This is a genomic window from Myxococcus sp. CA005 (genome assembly GCF_006518205.1).
GTDB classification, from domain to species: Bacteria; Myxococcota; Myxococcia; order Myxococcales; family Myxococcaceae; genus Myxococcus; species Myxococcus xanthus.
The window spans coordinates 73263-94125 of sequence record NZ_SRLV01000014.1; the positions used below are offsets into that span (position 1 = coordinate 73263).

General features: G+C 66.0%; 15 protein-coding genes and 2 CRISPR repeat arrays. Of the genes, 12 read left to right on the top strand and 3 right to left on the bottom strand.

The window, feature by feature from the left end:
• The first annotated feature begins 2 nt into the window (after positions 1–2).
• Positions 3–296 (top strand): CRISPR-associated endonuclease Cas2, encoded by a 294-nt coding sequence (gene cas2, locus FMQ63_RS08920; RefSeq protein ID WP_011557178.1) that lies wholly within the window; start codon positions 3–5, stop codon positions 294–296.
• Between the two features lie 248 nt (positions 297–544).
• A CRISPR array of direct repeats spans positions 545–2159; the repeat unit is 36 nt; unit sequence GTCCCGCTCGCCGTGATGCCGAAAGGCGTTGAGCAC.
• Between the two features lie 454 nt (positions 2160–2613).
• Positions 2614–3354 (top strand): SMI1/KNR4 family protein, encoded by a 741-nt coding sequence (locus tag FMQ63_RS08925; RefSeq protein ID WP_225909640.1) that lies wholly within the window; start codon positions 2614–2616, stop codon positions 3352–3354.
• 80 nt (positions 3355–3434) lie between these two features.
• A CRISPR array of direct repeats spans positions 3435–4048; the repeat unit is 36 nt; unit sequence GTCCCGCTCGCCGTGATGCCGAAAGGCGTTGAGCAC.
• A 4-nt stretch (positions 4049–4052) separates the two neighbouring features.
• Here the strand turns inward: FMQ63_RS08925 and FMQ63_RS08930 are convergent.
• On the bottom strand, positions 4053–4664 hold the full coding sequence (locus FMQ63_RS08930; protein ID WP_011557176.1) for a pentapeptide repeat-containing protein: 612 nt from the start codon (positions 4662–4664) through the stop codon (positions 4053–4055).
• 19 nt (positions 4665–4683) lie between these two features.
• Entirely contained in the window at positions 4684–5892 is a 1209-nt protein-coding gene (locus FMQ63_RS08935) for a hypothetical protein (protein WP_228556390.1), read from the bottom strand.
• Positions 5893–6263: 371 nt separating this feature from the next.
• Here FMQ63_RS08935 and FMQ63_RS08940 point away from each other — a divergent pair, with 371 nt between their 5' ends.
• Complete coding sequence (locus FMQ63_RS08940; RefSeq protein WP_011557174.1) at positions 6264–6536, top strand: hypothetical protein; 273 nt, start codon at positions 6264–6266, stop codon at positions 6534–6536.
• 360 nt (positions 6537–6896) lie between these two features.
• Here FMQ63_RS08940 and FMQ63_RS08945 read toward each other — a convergent pair whose 3' ends face one another.
• Positions 6897–7553, bottom strand: coding sequence for an SDR family oxidoreductase (locus tag FMQ63_RS08945; RefSeq protein ID WP_011557173.1), 657 nt, complete (start codon positions 7551–7553; stop codon positions 6897–6899).
• 223 nt (positions 7554–7776) lie between these two features.
• Here FMQ63_RS08945 and FMQ63_RS08950 point away from each other — a divergent pair, with 223 nt between their 5' ends.
• The 9 genes from FMQ63_RS08950 (at position 7777) to FMQ63_RS08990 (ending at position 20834) form a co-directional block, all read left to right on the top strand.
• Entirely contained in the window at positions 7777–8319 is a 543-nt protein-coding gene (locus tag FMQ63_RS08950; protein WP_011557172.1) for a DUF2378 family protein, read from the top strand.
• Positions 8320–8355: 36 nt separating this feature from the next.
• Positions 8356–9024, top strand: a complete 669-nt coding sequence (locus tag FMQ63_RS08955) for an exopolysaccharide biosynthesis protein (RefSeq protein ID WP_011557171.1) — start codon at positions 8356–8358, stop codon at positions 9022–9024.
• A gap of 53 nt (positions 9025–9077) precedes the next feature.
• Positions 9078–12704 carry a serine/threonine-protein kinase gene (locus FMQ63_RS38560; protein ID WP_011557170.1) on the top strand — a complete coding sequence of 1209 codons (3627 nt, stop codon included), beginning with the start codon at positions 9078–9080 and terminating at the stop codon, positions 12702–12704.
• Entirely contained in the window at positions 12701–13591 is an 891-nt protein-coding gene (locus tag FMQ63_RS08965) for a methyltransferase domain-containing protein (protein WP_011557169.1), read from the top strand. The genes FMQ63_RS38560 and FMQ63_RS08965 overlap by 4 nt, the downstream gene beginning before the upstream one ends.
• Before the next feature lie 138 nt (positions 13592–13729).
• A complete protein-coding gene (locus FMQ63_RS08970; RefSeq protein ID WP_216608452.1) occupies positions 13730–16663 on the top strand; it encodes a DEAD/DEAH box helicase in 2934 nt (977 codons plus the stop codon).
• A gap of 3 nt (positions 16664–16666) precedes the next feature.
• Entirely contained in the window at positions 16667–17899 is a 1233-nt protein-coding gene (locus FMQ63_RS08975; protein ID WP_011557167.1) for a hypothetical protein, read from the top strand.
• A complete protein-coding gene (locus FMQ63_RS08980; RefSeq protein ID WP_011557166.1) occupies positions 17900–18691 on the top strand; it encodes a hypothetical protein in 792 nt (263 codons plus the stop codon).
• Positions 18688–19422 (top strand): hypothetical protein, encoded by a 735-nt coding sequence (locus FMQ63_RS08985; protein WP_011557165.1) that lies wholly within the window; start codon positions 18688–18690, stop codon positions 19420–19422. Before FMQ63_RS08980 ends, FMQ63_RS08985 begins: the two co-directional genes overlap by 4 nt.
• 8 nt (positions 19423–19430) lie before the next feature.
• A complete protein-coding gene (locus FMQ63_RS08990; protein WP_011557164.1) occupies positions 19431–20834 on the top strand; it encodes an EH signature domain-containing protein in 1404 nt (467 codons plus the stop codon).
• Positions 20835–20863: the final 29 nt, after the last annotated feature.

The following is a 20863-nucleotide window of genomic DNA, read 5'->3' on the forward strand; positions in this document are numbered from 1 at the left end:
CCATGGCCGAGCCGAGGCGTTGGTATTTGATTACCTATGACATCCGCGACCCCAAGCGGTGGCGGAAGGTGCATGCCCTGCTGAAGGGATACGGAGAGTGGCTGCAGCTCTCCGTGTTCCGCTGCTCGCTGACGGACCGGGACCGGGAGAAGCTGCGCTGGGAGCTGTCGCGGCGGATGGACGCCGTGGATACGTTGCTGGTGATTGGGCTGTGTGGCGGGTGCGTGGAGCGCGTGCGCGCCATCAACGCGAAGGAGGACTGGCCGGAGGAGCCCGCACCGTTCAAGGTGCTGTGAGACGGACGACAATCAAGCACCTCGCCGTGGCGGAGGCTCGCGATGGCGAAAGTGGCGGATTCCCTGTCGTTTCATGGGGGTGAGGCTCTTTGACAGGTGAATAGGTGCATGATCGATGAAAAGCCGAGTGGTTTCATGGGGTTGGCGATTCTGGGTAGGGCCTGGGATGGCCAACCTGGGGGAAGGAGGGGGAGGTGCTTGAAAGGGGTTTGTAAGGTGCCGGAATTGCTGGGGGATTCAGGCGGGCTGTCTCGCTCGCCGTGATGCCGAAAGGCGTTGAGCACTGCTGACGCACCACGGCAAGCGGATGGGGCGCTGTCAGTCCCGCTCGCCGTGATGCCGAAAGGCGTTGAGCACGTTTCCGACGCGCACGCGCTTGCGGTGTCCGTCCGGGTCGTCCCGCTCGCCGTGATGCCGAAAGGCGTTGAGCACAAGGCGTTGCGCGCCACCATCTGGCAGTGCATGCCGTCCCGCTCGCCGTGATGCCGAAAGGCGTTGAGCACCCGTGGCGGCACACCTGTACGGTGCCAAGTCATGAGTCCCGCTCGCCGTGATGCCGAAAGGCGTTGAGCACAATCCTCACTGTACGAACAGCCCGCGCTGCGTCCTGTCCCGCTCGCCGTGATGCCGAAAGGCGTTGAGCACGCCTGATGCAGCGTGGATACACGCTGAAGCCGCCTGGTCCCGCTCGCCGTGATGCCGAAAGGCGTTGAGCACGAGAAGGGTGTCAAGGCTAGCATTGAAGGCTTTGTCCCGCTCGCCGTGATGCCGAAAGGCGTTGAGCACGAGGTCGCTGCCGCCCTGCGCGCCGTGGGCTTCCAGGTCCCGCTCGCCGTGATGCCGAAAGGCGTTGAGCACGCGTCTATCGCCAGGACAAGGGCTGTGTGTCCTTGGAGTCCCGCTCGCCGTGATGCCGAAAGGCGTTGAGCACCCTCGGATGTTGCGTTGGATCGCGTCGTAGGTGTGTTGTCCCGCTCGCCGTGATGCCGAAAGGCGTTGAGCACGGCGCGGAGCCGACCGCCATCGCGCGTTCCTTCGTCCCGCTCGCCGTGATGCCGAAAGGCGTTGAGCACCGCCAGGGGGGGTCCTGAACGCGATTCACCGCGTCGTCCCGCTCGCCGTGATGCCGAAAGGCGTTGAGCACAACGACCTCTGGTCGAAGTTGGTGCGTGGCAACGAATGTCCCGCTCGCCGTGATGCCGAAAGGCGTTGAGCACCCTCGGATGTTGCGTTGGATCGCGTCGTAGGTGTGCTGTCCCGCTCGCCGTGATGCCGAAAGGCGTTGAGCACCAGGGCTGGGACCTGTATCTGGAGAAGACGCGCGTTGTCCCGCTCGCAGTGATGCCGAAAGGCGTTGAGCACTACCCACCCATGCCGACCGTTATCAGCTCCCACATCTGTCCCGCTCGCCGTGATGCCGAAAGGCGTTGAGCACCTCGATGCGATGGGTTCGAATCCGGGCGGTCCTGTGACGTCCCGCTCGCCGTGATGCCGAAAGGCGTTGAGCACTCCCGGGCCTGAGCTACACATCCGCGCTGGCATGTCCCGCTCGCCGTGATGCCGAAAGGCGTTGAGCACGTCAGCATCGCGTCCGGAAACTTGCCGAGCGCCTGTCCCGCTCGCCGTGATGCCGAAAGGCGTTGAGCACCTTTACCTGCCGCGCCGACAACGACCTGCGGCGGCGTCCCGCTCGCCGTGATGCCGAAAGGCGTTGAGCACCCTTGGTACGTGGAGTGCGGCATTGCAGCTCTCATGTCCCGCTCGCCGTGATGCCGAAAGGCGTTGAGCACCTGCCGCGTCCGCCCATGTTCTTGCTCTCCATGTTTCGTCCCGCTCGCCGTGATGCCGAAAGGCGTTGAGCGTCGCTGGTTGTTACGCCAGTCGTTGTTGGTGTGGCCGCACACACTATTTGAGTTGTGAATGACTGTTCTCGCGGACACTGATTGAGGGGCTCGCGAGGAGAGGTTCCGAAAATGCCATTACGGAGCCGCGCCACCGGAAATCACGCTCGTGATGGGAGTCAACTCATTGTCGCGACAGCAGTTTCCGCGAGAAGCGGAAATGATTGCTCCCATCCTGCGGTTCTCCGGTCGCGTCAGGGCTGCCCGAAGGGCACCGCCGGAGGCGGCCAAGCCCTTGACGCGACTGGGGAACCGTAGTCCCGAGGCTACCAACCAAGTGGCTCACCGGACCATCAACAAAGGTGCGCGGCAACACCTCGGGCGACAGCTGCAAGGTGGTATTGACGGAGATGCTCTGCGACATCAACAAGAAGTCATGCTGAACTCTCTCTTGCTCCCGTTTGATGCCCTACGCCATGAAAGAACTGCTCAAGTACATCAATGGATTCGAACCCGCATTTTCCGATCAGGCCCAGGGAGCGTCGGCAGTGGAGGTCTCCCGGCTCGAGAGCCTGCTCAAGCGGCCTCTTCCCTCCCACTACAAGGACTTCCTCCTCAGCATGGGACGAAGCATGGGAAGCCTCCGCGAGGAAGATACCGACTTCGCCATCGGCCGGATCCTGAAGTTCTACGAAACGAGCAAGCGGCATCCCCCTCGGAGGTACATCTTCATTGGCGCCCAGCTCGTGGACACCTACGGAAGGTTCTTGCTCGACTGCGGGGAGGCCACGGAGCAGGCTGACTGTCCTGTTGTCCAGGCGGACCCAGAAGAGCCGTTCAAGAACGAGGACCATATCGTTCCCCTGTATGGTCCCTTGAAGGACATGCTCTTCCTGATGGCCTTCAGCAGGAAGCGGATGGCCCTTCTGGAGCATCGGCGACGGTTCCTCCCTTCACTCGTGCGCAGCGGAACGGGGAATGTCCGAATCGTGGCTCCCTCCTTGGTGGGAGCCATCGACGAGACGCTTCTCCAGCTCGGCTTCCAGACGCTGCCCTATACCAGCCCACTGACTCCGCTCTACGAGCGCGGTGACGCAGCCTTCTACGTCGACCGTTCTTCACAGGGAGGAGGACTGTCCGCCGAGTTGGCGGCACGAGATGAGCGAGAATTCGGGAGGCTGGTCGAAGTCATCCAGGATTCTACGACTCTTGTATAGTATTATCCGGTCAGGTGCACCAAGCGCGGTCGCCCCGTGCTGACGGATACGGGCGCCATTGCCATCCCAGAGGACGGCAAGTCCCGCTCGCCGTGATGCCGAAAGGCGTTGAGCACAACGCGACCTGCGGCGTCTCTTTGTATCCGTGCACCGTCCCGCTCGCCGTGATGCCGAAAGGCGTTGAGCACTCCCTGCGCGATAGGGCCGCGCGCGTGGTACCCTTCGGTCCCGCTCGCCGTGATGCCGAAAGGCGTTGAGCACAAAGGTGGGGCGTCCTCTCGCACCAGGTGCCCCGCGTGGGGTCCCGCTCGCCGTGATGCCGAAAGGCGTTGAGCACTCGACGGGGACGAAATGGGCTCACGCCTCTGGACGGTCCCGCTCGCCGTGATGCCGAAAGGCGTTGAGCACTGGAAGAAGACGGCCATCCGCCGGCTGATCAAGCTGGTCCCGCTCGCCGTGATGCCGAAAGGCGTTGAGCACACATGGATGCCGCGCAGTGCCTGCATCGGCCCGAGCCCGTCCCGCTCGCCGTGATGCCGAAAGGCGTTGAGCACCCAGCGCATATCCCTCGTACCGCCCGAGGTTCGGTCCCGCTCGCCGTGATGCCGAAAGGCGTTGAGCACCTGAGCTGCGGGTGAAGGGGGCGTTGCAGGCCAAGGTCCCACTCGCCGTGATGCCGAAAGGCGTTGACTGCCCTATCAGAAGATCTTCATTGTAGCCTGGGCCAGCCATGAACGCAGCGCCTCGCCTTCAACCCGGACGGGCGCGTTCTCGTGACCCAGATCAATCCAGGAGGCCTGGGTCGCCTGTAATCCGGAGGCGCCGCGGAGATCTGCCCCAGAAAGCCTCGCTCCATGAAGGACCGCGCCTTCCAGATGCGCATCTCGGAGATTCGCGGACGCGAGGTTGGCACTGACCAGGTAGGCGCCTTGAAGGTCCGCGCCTTGAAGGTCCGCGCCTTGAAGGTCTGCTTCGCCGAAGCTGGCTCGGAGCGCGTTCACCTGCGTCAGAATGGCCCCTCGAAGGAGCGCATAGTCCAGGTTGGCCTTTGAAAGCTGCGCTCTGGAGAGGCTGGCGCCGATGAAAGATGCGGACGCAAGGTTGGCGTGGGCGAGCTTCGTCCTGTCCAGGATGCATCCATCCAAGCGCGCCCCAGGAAGCGCTGCCTCCGATAGATCTCTCGACGACAGGTCGAGTAAGGACAAGTCAGCGTCCTCCAGGTGGAGGCGCTTGCCGTTCTGTCCCCCGGAACGCAGCCATTCGGTATGCCAATCCAATGCCTTGATGAACTCCGCCGTCATGGTGTTCATGCGCTCGTCCGTATTCGTCCTAGGGAAACCACAAGATCCTGGACGAAACTGAAGGGCCCAAGGCGTCTATCGCGTTTCGCAGCGCTTGAACGTGCTGCGCGCTCATGTTCTCGGTGTTGAGAATGACGTTTTCACCACGAGCGAGTTCGGCTTTGATTTTGTCAAGGTCTCGTTCAAGCGAGAAGCCACCCTTCCTGGGCGGGAATCGAGAGTCAAAAGTCTTGATATCCCACTTGATACCTTGGGAGTCAACGAACTCTGACTGCCCCGTTGGATCCCGTTTGATGGGTGCTGGGAGTTGTCTCCGCTCCTCAAGTTGAAGGCCCACTTCCGCCTCACGACGTGTCTTGGGGGTGACTTTCCCTCCCTGTGCCGGGTCGCTGGCCAGTTCTTCAATACGAGTTTCTCTCGGAATGCCTCCCGCCGGATTCAGTGCTGTGGCGGCCACGGCATTGGGGACGACTCCCACAGTGAGAATGCCTTCTGCCAGGGAAATCGAGCGAACGCCGCCCGACATCGCTGCTGACAGTTGGATGCCCGCGTTCGTCTCCGTTGCCAGGGCGGCACGCGCGAAGCCCGGAAGCATCGGACCCTTCGAGGCCATGTTCGCGGCCCCTCCGCCCAACGCAGCCGTCAGCGCCAGGATGAGGACTCGCGCACCATTGGCGCCCATGACTCTTCCGAAGTGGTATCCGGCGTCCTCTAGTTGCTCAAAGGATACGGCGTGCTTCGTGTCTGATGACAGTCGTTGCCACCCCTTCACGAGGTTTGAGAATGCGTCCAGGCCGATGTACGCGATGACGTATGTTGTCAGGGCAATGGCCACGAGCTTGGTGACCGGCTCGGGGACCACGACGAGGACCATGTAGGCGGCCATTGCCGAGGTAATCATCGCCTTGAGGACCAGTGGGTTGACGACTTCCTTCACCGCCTCCTCCACTCCTTCCCACACGCCGTCCCAAGCAAAGGACAGGGCCATCTTCCGCCGCATCTTGGCGTCCAGGAAGGTGAAGCCATCCTCCAGCAAGGAGAGGCACTCGCCCGGATTGTCTTGTTGGGCGCACCACGCTCCATAATCTCTCCCTTGGGGACGCGACTCCGAACCCCACGAAGCGAGATGTACACGTGGGCGGACCTCCTCCTCGGATCGTAGAGAGAAGCGCATCTCCAGCACGAGTCGGGTCATCGCCTTCTGGAATGCCCCCGAGTCCACGACGATGGGCTCCACGCGCTTCGGCGGAGTGTAGACAATGGGTGCGCCTGCTCCCGTGTCCAAGCGCACGATCCGCGGCGTCGCGCAGCCCATCATGAGCCATCCGACCAGCAAGATGCTTCCCCAATGTATATTCATTGTGTCCTCCGAGTCGTCCGCCCGCGAAAAGGAACCTGAGGAGTGGTGTTAGCATTTGAGCCCGACATCCCTCATGCCGGACCCCACGCACGAGGACAGCGCTTCAGTTCGCCAGGAATTAGCCGTTCAGCAGTGGGTGGCTGCTCGAAGGGGCTGCTGGAGGGTGGACCGTAGGCGGGACGGCGCTCGCATGCTGGATGTCCCACCTTCCTGAGCCATGGCACCTCCCCTTCCAAGGGGCCGACTGAATGATGCGATTCCGCGAGGGGGGCGAGAGGAAGTCCTATTCTACCAACCTCGGCGAGCGGTTGATCCGCTTCTATCCGAAGGATGCTCGCATCCCGATGGGCCCGAAGCACCCGGGCATCAAGCTGTCGGCCCTGATTGGCAATGAGCGGAGCATGTTGAGTGTCTCCTCCTCGCTCAAGGAGGCTATCCAGAAGCACTGCGCGAACGAGATTGAATCCCTCCCATTCACGCTCTACGACCACTGCAATCGCCCCCACCGCGAGGGCAAGTAGTCGCGGGGCATTCGTCCGCAGTGAGTCCTGGCGGTACTCCTTTCGCCGCGTTGCCCTCCGCAACTAGCGGTTGCATCGAAAATGACGCAGGATGCGAGTGTTTGGCTGTTCCTGCTTGGCCTGAGTCGGTCGTTGACGCAAGCGGAACCACCTGGCGGTCCATGGGCACGCGGGCACGAGATGAACAAGCGCCGCAACGCGCCACCGTTCTGGTGGTCCAGCCAGGACCCCTCCTAGTACCGGCAACAGTGGGTCATCATGCTTGGCTGGCGCGTGCTCACCAGTGGCTCCAACCCCATGTACAACTGGGGCTCGCTGCGCTGAAACACGTACTCTACAGGCCCTGCGCCGGAAGATGGCTCAGGCGCCCGCGGCAGCGACCTCGGCCCAGAGCGTGTCGCCTTCCAGCACCTGGTTCAGTGGCGCGCGTTGCTCGGAGACACGCAGCAGCACGGCGGCGAGTTGGTCCAGGTGGATGGGCCGCATGTTCCGCAGTGGAGGCAGGCGGGTGAGGGCGCGCAGCACGGGGTTGATGTGGTGGTACTCGCCCTCGAAGGCGGGCGGGCGCACCACCGTCCAGGGGATGCCGCTCTCTCGCACCAGCCGCTCCGCCTCCGCCTTGGCCTTGAGGTACGCGCCCACCGGCCGGCCCGCGCCCACGGAGCTGAGCAGCACGAGGTGGTCCACCCCCGCGCGCCTGGCGGCCTCCACCAACTGCCGCGTGGTGCCGATGTCGCTCGTCTCATACGTGTCGCCCGACCCGAAGCGCTTGCGCATGGTGCCTATCAACTGGAGCACCGTGGTGCAGCCGCGCATCATCTCCACCAGCGCCTCACCGTCAGACAGCTCCACCACGGCCTTGTGGGGCCAGGGGCGGACCAGGTCACTGTCCGCGCTCTTCGGGCGCACGTGCGCGAGGACAGGCGGCGCACCGCGCGACAGCGCCTGTCGCATCAGCGTGCGGCCCGTGGCACCCGTGGCACCAGCGACGAAGAGATGACGAGAGGGCGTGTTCATGAGGGCGGACTCCGGTGGAGATGGGCAGCGCGTCGTGCGGGCCCGAGCGATGACGCGGGCTGTCGGCTCTTCATCACACTGCGTCGCGCGAGCCCAGCGCGGCGTGGCGCTCCGTGTCGAAAGAGGCACACGCCGCGCCCCCAAGCCGGGTGTTGAATAACCATCGATAGACAGTCACCCGATGGGTTGAGGCCCTGTCCTCCAGGCGATACATTGCCGCGCCTTGGAAAATCCCGAACCCCTTGTATTCCAGCAGAGCTTCCAGGGGCTGCTTCGCGCCTTGGGTGATGACCTGGATGACGCGTGCGTGGGCCGACTGCGCGAGGCGGGCCTCGATGCGCGAGGCTCGCTGGCGCTGGCCTATCCCTTGAAGGTCTGGGTGGCCGCGCTGAAGGTCGCGGCGGCCACGCTGGCACCGGAGGCGCCGCTGGACGAGGCCGCCGCGGTGGTGGGGCGGCGCTTCGTGGAGGGCTTCAGCTCCACGCTCATCGGCAACGCGCTGTTGGGCACCGTGCGGCTCCTGGGGCCGCAGCGCATGCTGTCGCGGATGACGCGCAACCTGCGCACGGGCACCAACTATCTGGAGACGCACATAGAGCAACTGGGGCCCACCCGGTATGAGCTGACCTGCCGGCCCGTGGTGGTGGCGGGCTTCTACGTGGGGCTCTTCCTGGCGGGGCTGGAGGCCAGCGGGGCGAAACACCCCTCGGTCCAGATTGTCCGGAGGGAGGGCGAGGAGGCGGTGTACGACATCGCTTGGAGCTGAGCATTGACGGGGAGGGCGTGCTAGTGACGGCCTGAAATGTCGACGCCTTCACCCACCCCCTCTTCGTCCACGGGTTTCTCGGATACCCAAGCCCAGCTCTCCGCCACCCTCCGCGCGCTGTCCGCGCGGCTGCCCGAATCTCTGACGGTGCGGGAGCTGATGCAGGCGTGTGGTGAGCAGGGCCTGCTGCTCTTCTGTTGCATCCTGACCTTCCCCTTCCTCCTGCCCGTGTCGATTCCGGGCGTGTCCACGGTGTTCGGCCTGCTCATCGTCCTCATCGGCGTGGGCGTGACGTTCAACCGGACGCCCTGGCTGCCCCGGAAGCTGCTGGACAAGCCGCTGCTGCGCACCAACCTGGCCCCGGCGTTGGACAAGGGCGCGGACGTCTTCACCAAGTACGTGGACAAGATGAGCAAGCCGCGGCTGCTGGCGCTCACGCACGGCTCCAGCACCAACCGCTTCAACGGCTTCATGCTCTTCTTCGCGGGCGTGCTGCTGATGATGCCGTTCGGCCTGATTCCCTTCAGCAACACGCTGCCCGCGCTGGCCGCGCTCTTCTTCGCCATCGGCATCCTGCAGCGCGACGGCTACTTCATCCTCATGGGGCACGGGATGACGGTGGGGTCGCTCACCTACTTCACCGTCATCATCTACGGCGCCGTGCAGGGGGGCCGCAGCCTGGCCAGTGTCTTCGGCGGGGGCTGAGCCCGCGCCTGGGTAGTGGCTGACCTGCCGCCCAGGCTCGCCTTATTTGCCCGGTGAGCCGGGGATTACGGTGCGTCTGGAATCAGTCCTACCGCCGCCAGGGGTTCCCGTTATCATCGGGGGCGGGCGGCCCCCCTCTGATGCGGCAATTTCCTCATGAAACCCGGCACCGGCCGGAGGATGCGACGCGTCGCCACGCGGAAGGCGAGGTCGTGGGCGGGCGCTACCGCATCCTCGGCTTCCTGGGCCGGGGCGGTGCGGGCACGGTGTGGCGCGCGCAGGATCTGCTGGCGGGCCCCGTCGCGGTGAAGCGGCTGCACCAGACGCTGGAGGACCTGGCGCGGCTGCCTCGGCTGCCCGAGGGCGAGTACACGCCGTCTTCCATCGCCCGGCATGAGCTGGCGCTGTCGCTGGCGCACGAGTTCCAGACGCTCGCCTCGCTGCGCCATCCGAATGTCATCAGCGTACTGGACTACGGCTTCGACGCCGAGCACCGGCCCTATCTGGCCATGGACCTGCTGGAGGACGCTCGGCACCTGGTGCAGGCGGGCACGGGGCAGCCACTGCGTGTGCAGGTGGGGCTGCTGATGCAGACGCTGATGGCGCTGGCGTACCTGCACCGGCGCGGCATCATCCACCGCGACCTCAAGCCCGCCAACGTGCTGGTGGCCCACGGGCAGGTAAAGGTGCTGGACTTCGGCCTGGCGGTGGGGCGCGAGCACGTCCACCACGCGCAGCCGGGCGGCACGCCGGGCTACCTCGCGCCAGAGCTGTTCGAGGACCAGCCGCCCTCGGAGGTGACGGACCTCTTCAGTGTGGGCGCCATGGCCAGCCAGATGATGTTCGGCCGGCTGCCACATGCCGGACAGGTACCCGCGCCGCCGGACTTCCCACCCGCGCTGAAGGCCGTGCTGGAGCGGCTGGTGTCGCCGGACCCGAAGCTGCGGCCCCGCAGCGCGGACGAGGTGATTGCCGAGCTCTGCGCCGCCACCGGTGAGCCGGTACCGCCCGAGTCCGCCGCCACACGCGAGAGCTTCCTCCAGGCCGCGCGCTACGTGGGCCGGGTGGAGGAGCAGGCGCGGCTGTCCACCGTGCTCGAGTCAGCGATGGTGGGCCGCGGCGGCGCGTGGCTGGTGGGTGGGGAGAGCGGCGTGGGCAAGTCGCGGCTCCTGGAGGAGCTGCGCGCGCTGGCGCTGGTGAAGGGCGCGGTGGTGCTGCGAGGTCAGGGCGTGGCGGCGGGTGGCAGCCCGTACCAGGAATGGCGTCCGGTGCTGCGCTGGCTGGCCATCCTCACCACGCTGAGTGAGCGCGAGGCCAGCATCCTCAAGCCGCTGGTGCCGGACATCGAGGCGCTGTTGGGGCACCCCGTCGCGGACCCCGCCGAAGTGGGCGCGGACATGGTGCAGGCGCGGCTGCTCCAGGTGGTGGAGGACGTGTTCGCGCGGCTGACCCAGCCCGTGGTGGTGGTGCTGGAGGACCTGCACTGGGCGGGCGATGAGTCGCTGCTTCTGCTCTCACGGCTCGCCACGCGGGCGTTGACGCTGCGCCTGTTGCTCATCGGCAGCTTCCGGGACGATGAGGCGCCTTCGCTTCCCTCGGCGCTGCCAGGCCTGTCACTGCTGCGGCTGCCTCGGCTGGACGCTCGGGAGGTCTCCATCCTCAGTGAGTCCATGGTGGGGGCACCCGGAGCCCGGCCCCACCTGGTGGACTTGCTGCTGCGCGAGACGGAGGGCAATCCCTTCTTCCTCGTGGAGGTGGTGCGGGCGCTGGCGGAGGAGGCGGGAGGGCTGGACCGGCTTGGCGACATGGCACTGCCGGAGCGCGTCTTCGCTGGCGGCGTGCGCAGGCTGGTGCAGCGGCGGCTGGAGAAGGTGCCGGTTCCATCGCGGGAGTTGCTGCAGGTGGCCGCCATCGTCGGGCGGCAGGTGGACGTGCCGCTGCTCCAGCAGGCCGCGCCGGATGTGGACGTGGAGCACTGGCTGACGGACTGCGCGGCGGCGGCGGTGCTGGACGTGGCGGATGGGCGCTGGCGCTTCGCGCACGACAAGCTGCGCGAAGGGGTGCTGGATGATTTGCCCGTGGACGCGCGGCCCGCGCTGCACCGGCGCGCCGCGCTGGCGATGGAGGCGGCGCATGGGCAGCGGGCGGAGTGGACGGCGGCGCTCACCTACCACTGGGGCATGGCCGGGGACGCGCTGCGTGAGGCTCGCTATGCGCTGCGCGCGGGCGAGGATGCCCTTCGCGTGGGCGCCTGCCGCGAAGCACTGCCTTTCCTCACCCGGGCGCTGATACGGGTGACCGAAGTGGGTGGCGACGCCATGACGTTGGGGCACCTGGAGGCACTCCTGGCGGAGACGCGCTTCCAGTTGGGGGAGCTCCAGTCCTTCCGTGAGCATGCGGAGCGTGCGCTGCGGCACTTCGGTTGGCCCGTGCCGTCCAGCCGCATGGGCTGGGCGCTGGGGACGTTGGGGCAGGGCCTGCTGCGGCTGGCTCAGAGCTCCCGGCCGGAGGACTACGACGAGGAGACGGAGGAGCAGCGGCGGGTGCGGCGCGTGGCGGGGCGGCTGTTGATGCGGCTGCTCGATGCGTTCATCTATGCGCACCAGGCGCTGCCCGTTCTCTGGTCCGGCCTGCGTGCGTTGAACCTGTGCGAGCCGGCGGGCGCGTCGCCGGAGCTGGCGCGGGGCTACACGAGCATGGCGGTGGTGGCGGGCACGCTGCCCATCCGGTCGGTGGCGGAGACGTGGTCCCGCCGCGCGTTGGAGGTGGCCGAGCGCGTGGGCAACCCCGCGGACCTGGCCTTCGTGCTGTGTCGCAACGCCGTGTATGGCGCGTACGTGGCGCGGTGGGCGGAGGCCGAGGCGTGGCTGGAGCGGGCCATGGGTATCGTCGACTCGGTGGGCGACGTGCGGTTGGCGGAGGAGTGCCGCGCGCTGCTGACGGTGGTGTCGTGCTACCAGGGGAAGTTCGCGCGGGGGCTGCCGCTGATGGAGTGGCTGGAGCACTCGGCGCGGCGGCGCGGAGCGCTCCAGACGGAGCACTGGGCGCTGCACTACCAGGCGCACATCCATTTACGGTTGGGCGACTACGCGAAGGCCCGCGCCGCGCTGACCCAGACGCTGGCGTGGACGGAAGCCCAGGGTGGGCAGACGGACCGCATCATCGTGGAGGGGACGCTGGCGCTGTTGCGGCTGCGTGAAGGGGACGCGGAAGGGGCCCGGGCCGCGGCGGACCAGGCGCTGGCGAGAATGTCGTCCGGCAAGCCCGTGGCGCACTTCGTCTACTTCGGTGTGATGACGGTGGCGGAGGTGCTCCTGACGCTGTTGGAGCGGGGCACGGATGCCTCGCTGGTGGCGAGCGCCAAGGCCGCGCGCCGGGAGGCGGAGGTCTTCGCCAAGGTGTTCCCCTTCGGTGAGGCCGCGGCGCGCTTGTGGCGTGGGCAGGAGGCCTGGCTGGATAACGACGCCACGCGGGCCTTCGAGGCGTGGCGCCGGTGTGTCGCTGTCGCATCGAGGAAGGGGCAGTCCTTCGAGGAGGCCCACGCGCGGGTGGCGCTGGCCAGGCACCTGCCATTGGAGGACCCGGCACGGTGGGTCCATCAGCAGCGCGCGGTGGAGTTGTTCACCCGGCTGGGCATGCGGGATGAGCAGGCCCGCGCGGAGGCGCTCGCGCGTTCATGAACGGTGTGCGCGTCCGGGACGTGGCGTTGCTGGCGTGTCCCGCATGTGGTGGGGCGCTGGTGTTCCACGGGCTCGAGACGGATGGATGCATCCGCGACGGGTGGCTGCGCTGCGGTGGCTGCGGGGAGGCATGGAGCGTAGCGCGCGGCATGGCGCGGCTGTATCGCGAGGACGCGGTGCGCGGTACGGACCGGCTGATGCGCGTCATCTACGACGGGCTGCCGGTGTTGCATGACCCGCTGACGACGCTGCTGACACCGCTGCTTCAATCTGTCTCGGAAGCGCGGATGCGCGCGGGGTACATGCGCCGTGTGGAGCTCGGCTCGCTGACGCCGCACGAGGACGGGCGCCCGGTGCGGGTGCTGGAGGTGGGCGTGGGCTCGGGGGCGAACCTGCCGCTCCTGCGTGACGGCTTGCCGCCGGGGCTCGACGTGGAGGTGTGGGGCGTGGACCTGAGCGAGGGCATGCTCAAGCACTGCAAGCGGCGGTTGCGGTCCGGAGACTGTGCGGGCGTGCGACTGATGATGGCGGATGCGCACGCGCTGCCGTTCCCGGATGCGTCGTTCGACCGGGTGTTTCACGTGGGAGGCATTGGCGGCTACCGGGCACCCGAGCGGGCCCTGGCGGAGATGGCGCGCGTGGCGAAGCCGGGCACGCCGCTGGTGGTCGTGGACGAGCAGATGGACCCGGCCTTCCGGCCCTCGCTGTTCCAGCGCGCCGCGTTCCGCGCGATGACGTTCTACTCGTGGGATCCACACAGCCCCCGGGAGCTGCTGCCTCCGGGAGCGTTCGACGTCACCGAGGAGCAGGTGGCGCCGTTTTATTACTGTCTGTCGTTCCGGATGCCGGAGGTAGATTCCGCGTCGGCGGATGCCCGGCACGGCTGAGTGAGGCACGACGCCATGCCGCGCTGCCCGTGAATACAGTGGGCGGCTGGGGATGAACAGTTTCCGCGTTTTGGCCATCACCCTGCGGTGGTAGTGCGTCTGTGCGGAAGGCCTGATTCTTATTCGCGCGTGCAAGCAATGACGCTTGCGGGGGCCATCCCAATGCCGTCTCCCGAGTCACTGACGTCCAATCCGCGTGGGACGCTTCAGCGCTGGTCCATCGACGCGGGCCAGTTACGTATCTCCCTGCAGGACCTGCCTACAGAACTCGCCTTCCGCGTCGGTCTGCGTGAGGCCGAGTGGAGGGAGCGCGGGTGGCTCGATGGGCACCAGCTCCGCTTTTCCCAGAGCGAATGGGCTGCATTGGGCCGGCCCGTGGATGGAGGGCTGGATGAAGAGGAGCGTGAGTCGCTTCATGAAGAATGGGCGGTCCTCCAGCACCTCCTGATGGACCTGGTCGGGCTCGAACAGCAGGACATCGGCTGTGAGGTCGTGGGCGTCCCTGGCGGGGCGGGTGCCCGGTATCGGGTCCGGATCGCGGGCGAGCTGCTCCCCGATGCGCCCAATCCCATCCCCTGGTTCGTTGATTCGTCCGAGCGCGGTGAGCCCATCCTGCTGGGGCCGGCTGCCGCCTGGGCTTGCGTGGAGGCCAGACTGGCAACCCATGCACCCCGGAAGGAACAGCTCGCGCGTGTCATTCGGATTCGCGGCGTCCTGGAGGATGTCTCTCGGCGATTGGCCGTCCGTGTCCAGTACACCGCACGGGGATACCTGAGCCGCTATCAGCCGCAACCTGTTGCCCGCGTGGGATTGCGCTGGGAGCAGGACCCGGAGGCGACGGAAGTCGTCTCGCTGCACCCCTACGCGATTCATCCCGATGGGAGGCAGACGGCATTGCCGCTCGGGAGCCTTCAGGCGGGTGGAATCGCGGGGGATGACGCCCGGCGGCCCCTGGTTCTCCCCGAAGGCGCTGAGAGAATCCTGGAGAACGTCCGGCCCCTCCAGCACCGCCTCGCGGCGGACGTCCAACGGGAGATGGAGGACCCCACGGTCATCATTCCCGAGGGGGTGAATGCGGACGCCATCCTCGACCTCTCGCTCTACTCCGAACGCGTCCTCGGCTTCGAGGTCCAGCGAGGACGCGAGCCCGCTGTGGGCGTCGAAGGCTCGGGGCTCGAATGGATTGACCCAGGTGACAGGGAGCGCGGATTCTCGTTCACGTTGCGAGTTGCTTCGCCGGACGGTCGTGACGCCGTGCCCTTGCGGCTGGATTCGCGGGAGACCGCCGCGGAGCTCTACGCCGCGAACGAGGCTGCGCTGGCACGAGGTAGCACGGAGCCGCTCACCGTGGCGGGGGCTCGCATCGCACCGGGGGAGGACCTGCGGCGTCAGTTGACGACGGCGCTTCGTCTGTCGGAGCCTGAGCCTGGGACGGCTGCTCCCTCCGGTGGAGACTCTGCGTCTTCATCCAAGCCCAAGAAGTCCATTGAAGCCGTCAGGGTGCGTGAGCTGGCCGCATCGGCCACTGGCTCAGCGCAATCCGGCATCGATGACCCCGTGCCTTGGGAGTTGCTGCGTTCCGTGATGGTGACGGGCGTCGAGCTCAAGCTTCACCAGCGACAGGGAATTGAATGGCTGTGGCGCCGCGCGCGGGAAGCGACGCCTGGTGTCCTGCTGGCGGACGACATGGGCCTGGGCAAGACACTCCAGGTTGCCTGCTTCCTCACGCTGCGGCGCATGACGCTCCATGAACAGCTTCCTCCTGGAACGCGGCTGAAGCCTCAGCTCGTCGTGTGCCCGACCATCCTGCTGGAGAACTGGCGCCAGGAACTGGAGCGTTTCTTCGTCGAGTCCACCTGGGAGCCCTTCATTCTCCATGGTGCCGGTTTGGAGGCCGTCAAACGTGACGGAGAACTGAACGGCGCCTTCCTGTCGCGGCAGGACCTGGTGCTGACCAACTACGAGACGCTGGGGGCCTATCAACGCTCGTTGCTGAAGGTGGACTTTGACGTCGTCGTGTTCGACGAGGCGCACAACCTCAAGAACCCAGACACCCTGCGCTCGCGCGCCGCCCGCGCGTTGAAGCGCTCATTCGCGGTCGGCCTGACGGGCACGCCGGTGGAGAACGAGTTGCTCGACGTCTGGGCCATCTACGACGCGCTTCAGTGCCGGCAACCCCGTGTCTTCGGCACGCGTGCGGCGTTCCGAGAGGAACACCAGGGAGAGGAGGCCATCGAAACCCTGCGCCAACGCCTGGACTATCCCTCTCCGGGCTGCACCTTGCTGCGGCGAGAGAAGGCGGAGGCCCTCAAGGACCTGCCTCCCAAACGCCCGCAGTGCAGGAAGGTCGAGATGACGGAGGAGCAGGAGTCGCAGGAGCGGCTCATCGCGCGGCAGATGTCCTCGCGGGGCTCGTTCTGGGCGCTTTCCGCACTCCAGAAACTCTATCAGCATCCCGCGCTGCTCACGGATGCACGCGGGCTGTCGTCGGTCACCGCGCTCCGGGAGAGCCCGAAGACACGACTGTGCTTGGAGTTGCTGGAGGAGATTGAGAGCCAGGGCGGTGGCGCGGGGTCGGAGAAGGCCCTGGTCTTCGTTCTGTCCCGGGCGATGCAGGACCTGTTGGCGCAGCTCATCGCGGAGCGATTCCGTCTGGGGCGTGTCGACATCGTCAACGGAGAGCCAGACAGCCGGAAGGCGGCGCTTCAGAACATCGACGCCTTTTCGCGGGCCAAGGGATTCCAGGTCTTGATTCTGAGCCCACTAGCGGCGGGAGCCGGACTCAACATCGTCGCGGCGAATCACGTCATCCACTACGGGCGTTGGTGGAACCCCGCGAAGGAAGACCAAGCGACGGACCGCGCCCATCGCATCGGGCAGGTGCGTCCCGTGCATGTGTACTACCCGCTGCTCCACCGCCAGGGTCGTCCCGATATGGGCTTCGACCTGCGGCTTCATGATCTGGTCGAGCGCAAGCGCGCCATCGCGCGTGACTTCCTGTCGCCCACGAACGACGACACTCAGCAGTACTCGGGTGTCTTCCAGAGGGCTCATGAAGAGGGGGAGGGCTGAAGCATGGATACCCTTGCGGCGTTATGGCGAGATCCGGAGCTGCGCCATGCGATCGGCATCATCGCGATGCTGTCGCTGCTGGCTCCGATCCTGGTCGAGGTGCGGCGACGAAAGTTGCGACGCGCCATCGAGTTGCTGGATACGCATCTTGAAGACGTGCTCGAAGGGCGGCGGGAGGAGCCAGGGCCTCAGGTAGAGGCGCGGGCGCTGTGGCGAGCCATTCGTGAGCAGCTCGTCTTCCCGCCAGGAGGTCAGCCGATGCCGCGGCCCGCCCTCATCCGGGCGGAGCCCTCTCAGGGCTTGCGCGAGACGTGCAGGGCACTGTTCCGGCATTCGTGGGGGCACGCGCTGGGAAAGAACCTGACGGGCATCGCACTCGTCATGACGTTCGGTCTGCTGGGAAAGGTACTGGTGGGGCCCGTCAGGGAGGCGCTGATGGGCGGCGGCGCGGCGGGGGCCACGCAGGCGGTGTTGCTCTCCGCTGCCATCGGGCAGATGGGAGCCAAGTTCTTTGTCTCAGCGATGGGCTTGGTGGGGTCGTTCTTCTTCCAGGCGATCGCGTCGGTCCAGGAGAGTCGGTTGCTGGCGAGGCTGGATGCCATGCGTCCTCGTTTCGAGTCCGCTACCCAGACGCTGGATGCACACGGCATCGTGTTGGCGACCGCGAGGCGGGACGCGCTGAGCGCGCTGAAGGGTGAGCTGGTCCAGACACGTCGCGAGCTCTCGGAGCGGCTCCTCCATCTGGAGAGCGTCGAGGTCTCACTCCAGGACATTGGCACCCAGGTCCAGACGAGCTTCGGCACCATGATGAAGGAGCAGGTCGGTGACGTCATCACCCGGCAGCTCTCCGCGGTGGAGAAGGCCGTGCGGGAGATAGCCACCGACCTCCAGCGCTCCATCGCCTCCGGATTCGCGGCGACGCTCCAGCAGGAGATGTCCACAGTCCGTGACAGCCTGGGCTCCATCCAGCAGTCGCTCTCCGAGCGGCAGGAGCATGACCTGGGGCGCATCCTCGAACAGCTCCGGGACGCCGTGTCCGGCGGATTTCATTCCCAGTCCCAGGACATGGCGAGGCAGATGCAGGAGCTGCTGGGCGTGCTTCCCCGGCTTGAACAGCAGTTCGAGGCCATGTCTCACATGATGGGAACCCAGGCGCGTCAGTGGGGCGCGGAGAACCAGCGCGCAATCGACGTGCTGGGGGCTCGCGTCACCACGGTCGTGGAGAGCTTCGACTAGGTGCGGGATGGACTGGAGGTCGCTGTCTCTCGCGTTCTCAAGGCGTCCACGGAGTCGTCACATCGGCTGGGGATGGAGAATCAGCAGGTGCTCGGGCAGTTGGAGCGCAGCGTGGAGTCCGTCGTGGAGCGCTTCCAGCAGGTGCTAGCGGGCATGGATGCGAGCACCCAGCGGCTCGTGCAATCCGCGTCGCATTCAGCCGAGCACATCCATCAGCAGGCGGGAACTCAGTCGATATTGCTGTCGCAACAGGTGGAGGCGCTCCGCTCGGCCGCGAACGTAGACATGAACAGCTTCCAGAGCCGGTCCGAGGAATTCTCCAAGGTCATGGGGACGACCCAGGATGGGCTCCGGCAGCTCACGGAGCAACTGCGAAACACAGCCAGCCAGCTTGCTTCCGCGACCCGGGGGGCCGGTGAAACGCATGACAAGGCGAAGGGGGCAGCTGTTCAGTTGGAGCAGGTCTCTCGCCAGCTCATCGAGACTGCCAAGGAGTTCAATCAGGTCACCCAGGGCCGCCGCGAAGTCGTCAAGGTGGAGGAGAATCTGCTGAACGCGCAGCGCCAGGCGATTGAACGTATTCAGCCCGTGCTCAACGGATTGACGCGCAGCTACGAGGAGTCCGTCGAGAAACAGGCACAGGCGTTGAGTGGCCAGTGGACCAAGGTCATGCAGGACCTGAGAGGCGTGGTGGAGAAGACGTCGGGGGAACTGGCTCAGGGCGTCGATGACCTCAGCGAGACGGTTCAGGAACTCAGCAAGGCGCTGAAGACGCAGGTGCGGCGGACATGAGCGCCTCTGGAGATGGGAGTGAGAAGTCGCTGGCGGACCTCATGGCGGGCGTCGCGGTAGTGTTCCTGCTGTTGGCGGTCATCTTCATTCTCGAAGCGCATGAGCAGCGTGAGGCCGCCATCCGCGACAAGGAGGCCGCCATCGAGAAGGTGGATTCGCAGAAGGAGGGCGTCCAGGAATCACTCATCGCGCTGCGGGAGGATTTGATTTCACTTGATGCCATGCTCGATGGCGGCTTCATCGCGCTCAGCGGGCTGGATGGTGGCGTGAATGCCTTGGAGATTGAATTCAAGAACATGCAGTTCGGCCTGGGCCAGTGCCGGACGCCTCTTGCCTATGTCGAGCAGTTCGAGCGCGGCGCTGTTCCCCTTATTCATCGCGTCTGCCAGGCGGTGGAGGCCATGCGGGACGCGGGCGCGGAGCCCTCCATCATCCTGGAAGGGCACACCGATGACCGTCCGTTCCTGGGGACGAGTTGGGAGTGCGGTGTCCGGGAAGGGGTGGCGCGGTACAGCTTCGAGAACAATGTGAGGGCGAGTGCCGCGCGCGCCCAAGAAGTATTCTTCACGGTGCGTAATCAACTCCGCGACGCGGGCTACGAGCGGGACTGCTTCGATTCGAACTTCGTTGTCTCAGGGCGTGGGCAGACCGCGCCCCGGCCTGGGACGGATGGCAGCGAGCCTGAGAACCGGCGGCTCGTCATCCGCGTGCGCGGCGACCTGCGCTTGTAGGAACTCTGATGGGACTGGATGCATGGCTTACAGGCGTGCAGGAGAGGCAGCGGACCGCGCTCGCGGGTCTCGGCACGTTTCAACAGCAGGTGGAGAGCGGGCTCCGGCAGCTTCGCGTCAGCTTGGATGAGGCACAGCGGCGCACGGATGAACGGGAGCCTGGACGCGCGCTTCGAGTCCTCGAATCGCTCGACGTCGAAGGCGTGCTCGGGAAGGTGCGGGTCGGGGACTTTTCCGAGTTGTCCCGTCGTGAGCGACGAGCCGTTCCCTGGCTGTGGCGCCGGGTCGAGCCAGCGTCCATGGAAGGGTTCCTGAGTCACTTCCCGGAAAGTTGGCCCCGGCTCGTGAGGCAACGGCTCCGGGACTGGTGCCTGGCGGACGGGGATTCGAAGCGCATGCGTGAATGGTCACAACTGACCAGTCGCTATTCCACGGACTCCCGCCTGCTTCGGTGGAACTTGCCTGTGTCCATCGAAATGGCGCTCAGTCCGGAGGGACCGAAGGGGGTCGCGGCCAGGTGGGGGGACCGCCCGCTGCGAGAGGTCGTCGACTTGATGGGGCACGCAGGCCTACGGCCCGCGGTCGGCTATTCAGGGCATGTCGTTGCGGAGTATTTGCTGCAACGGTGTGCGGCACGGCAGGATGCGTCCGAATCCCTGCTGTACCTGCTGGAAGCCGAGGCAGGACGGGCGTGGCTTCCGAGCGCGAGCGCTGACCGGAGCGTCATCGGTGCTCCGCTGGAGGCGCGTGTCGCCGTCATCGCGGCGATACTGGAGTGTCGCGCGCACGGGCGGGTCCACAAGGATGCGCAGTCCCGCGTCGAGGAGCGCCTCATCGCGAAGGACAGCGTCTTCGGGGACCCTCGGATCTCCATCTTGACTGAGGCGTGGAGCGCGGTTCGCGGTCGCTCAAAACAGGCTTTCGAGGCGTTCCTGTCGGCGCTCATCCAGCAGGACCTTGAGTTCTTCTTTGAGAAGGCCATGCACGAGCGGGACCGCCATGTCTTCTGGCTGCGCTACCTGGGCTCCATTAGGTCGACGACCTGTTGGCTGGCTCCGGATGCCTACGATGCTTTGCTCCGGGAGGTGCGAACGCTTCCCTCTGAGCAGCAGGCTGCTTTCAGGAGAGCGAAGCGCTTTTCCAGGTACGATGTGAGCGCATTTTGTCTGCGCTTCGATGAGTACTCGGTGGTTGAGTTCTCCAAGACGGGGAACGCGACCTATGTCTACCGCAACCGCGATATCGACAAAGTACTGAGGCAAGAGAACGTCGAGTGCGCTGACGACCTCAAGGTTCGCTCGCTCGCGGAGGCGCGGCTTTACCACCAACCCGGATGGGAGCCACGATTCGAGCAGGAGCTACTGGCACGCGGAATCGAGAAAGCCCCCGCTGCGAAGAAACGCCCGTTCTGAGCGAGCGCACGACATAGCGCTTGCGCTGA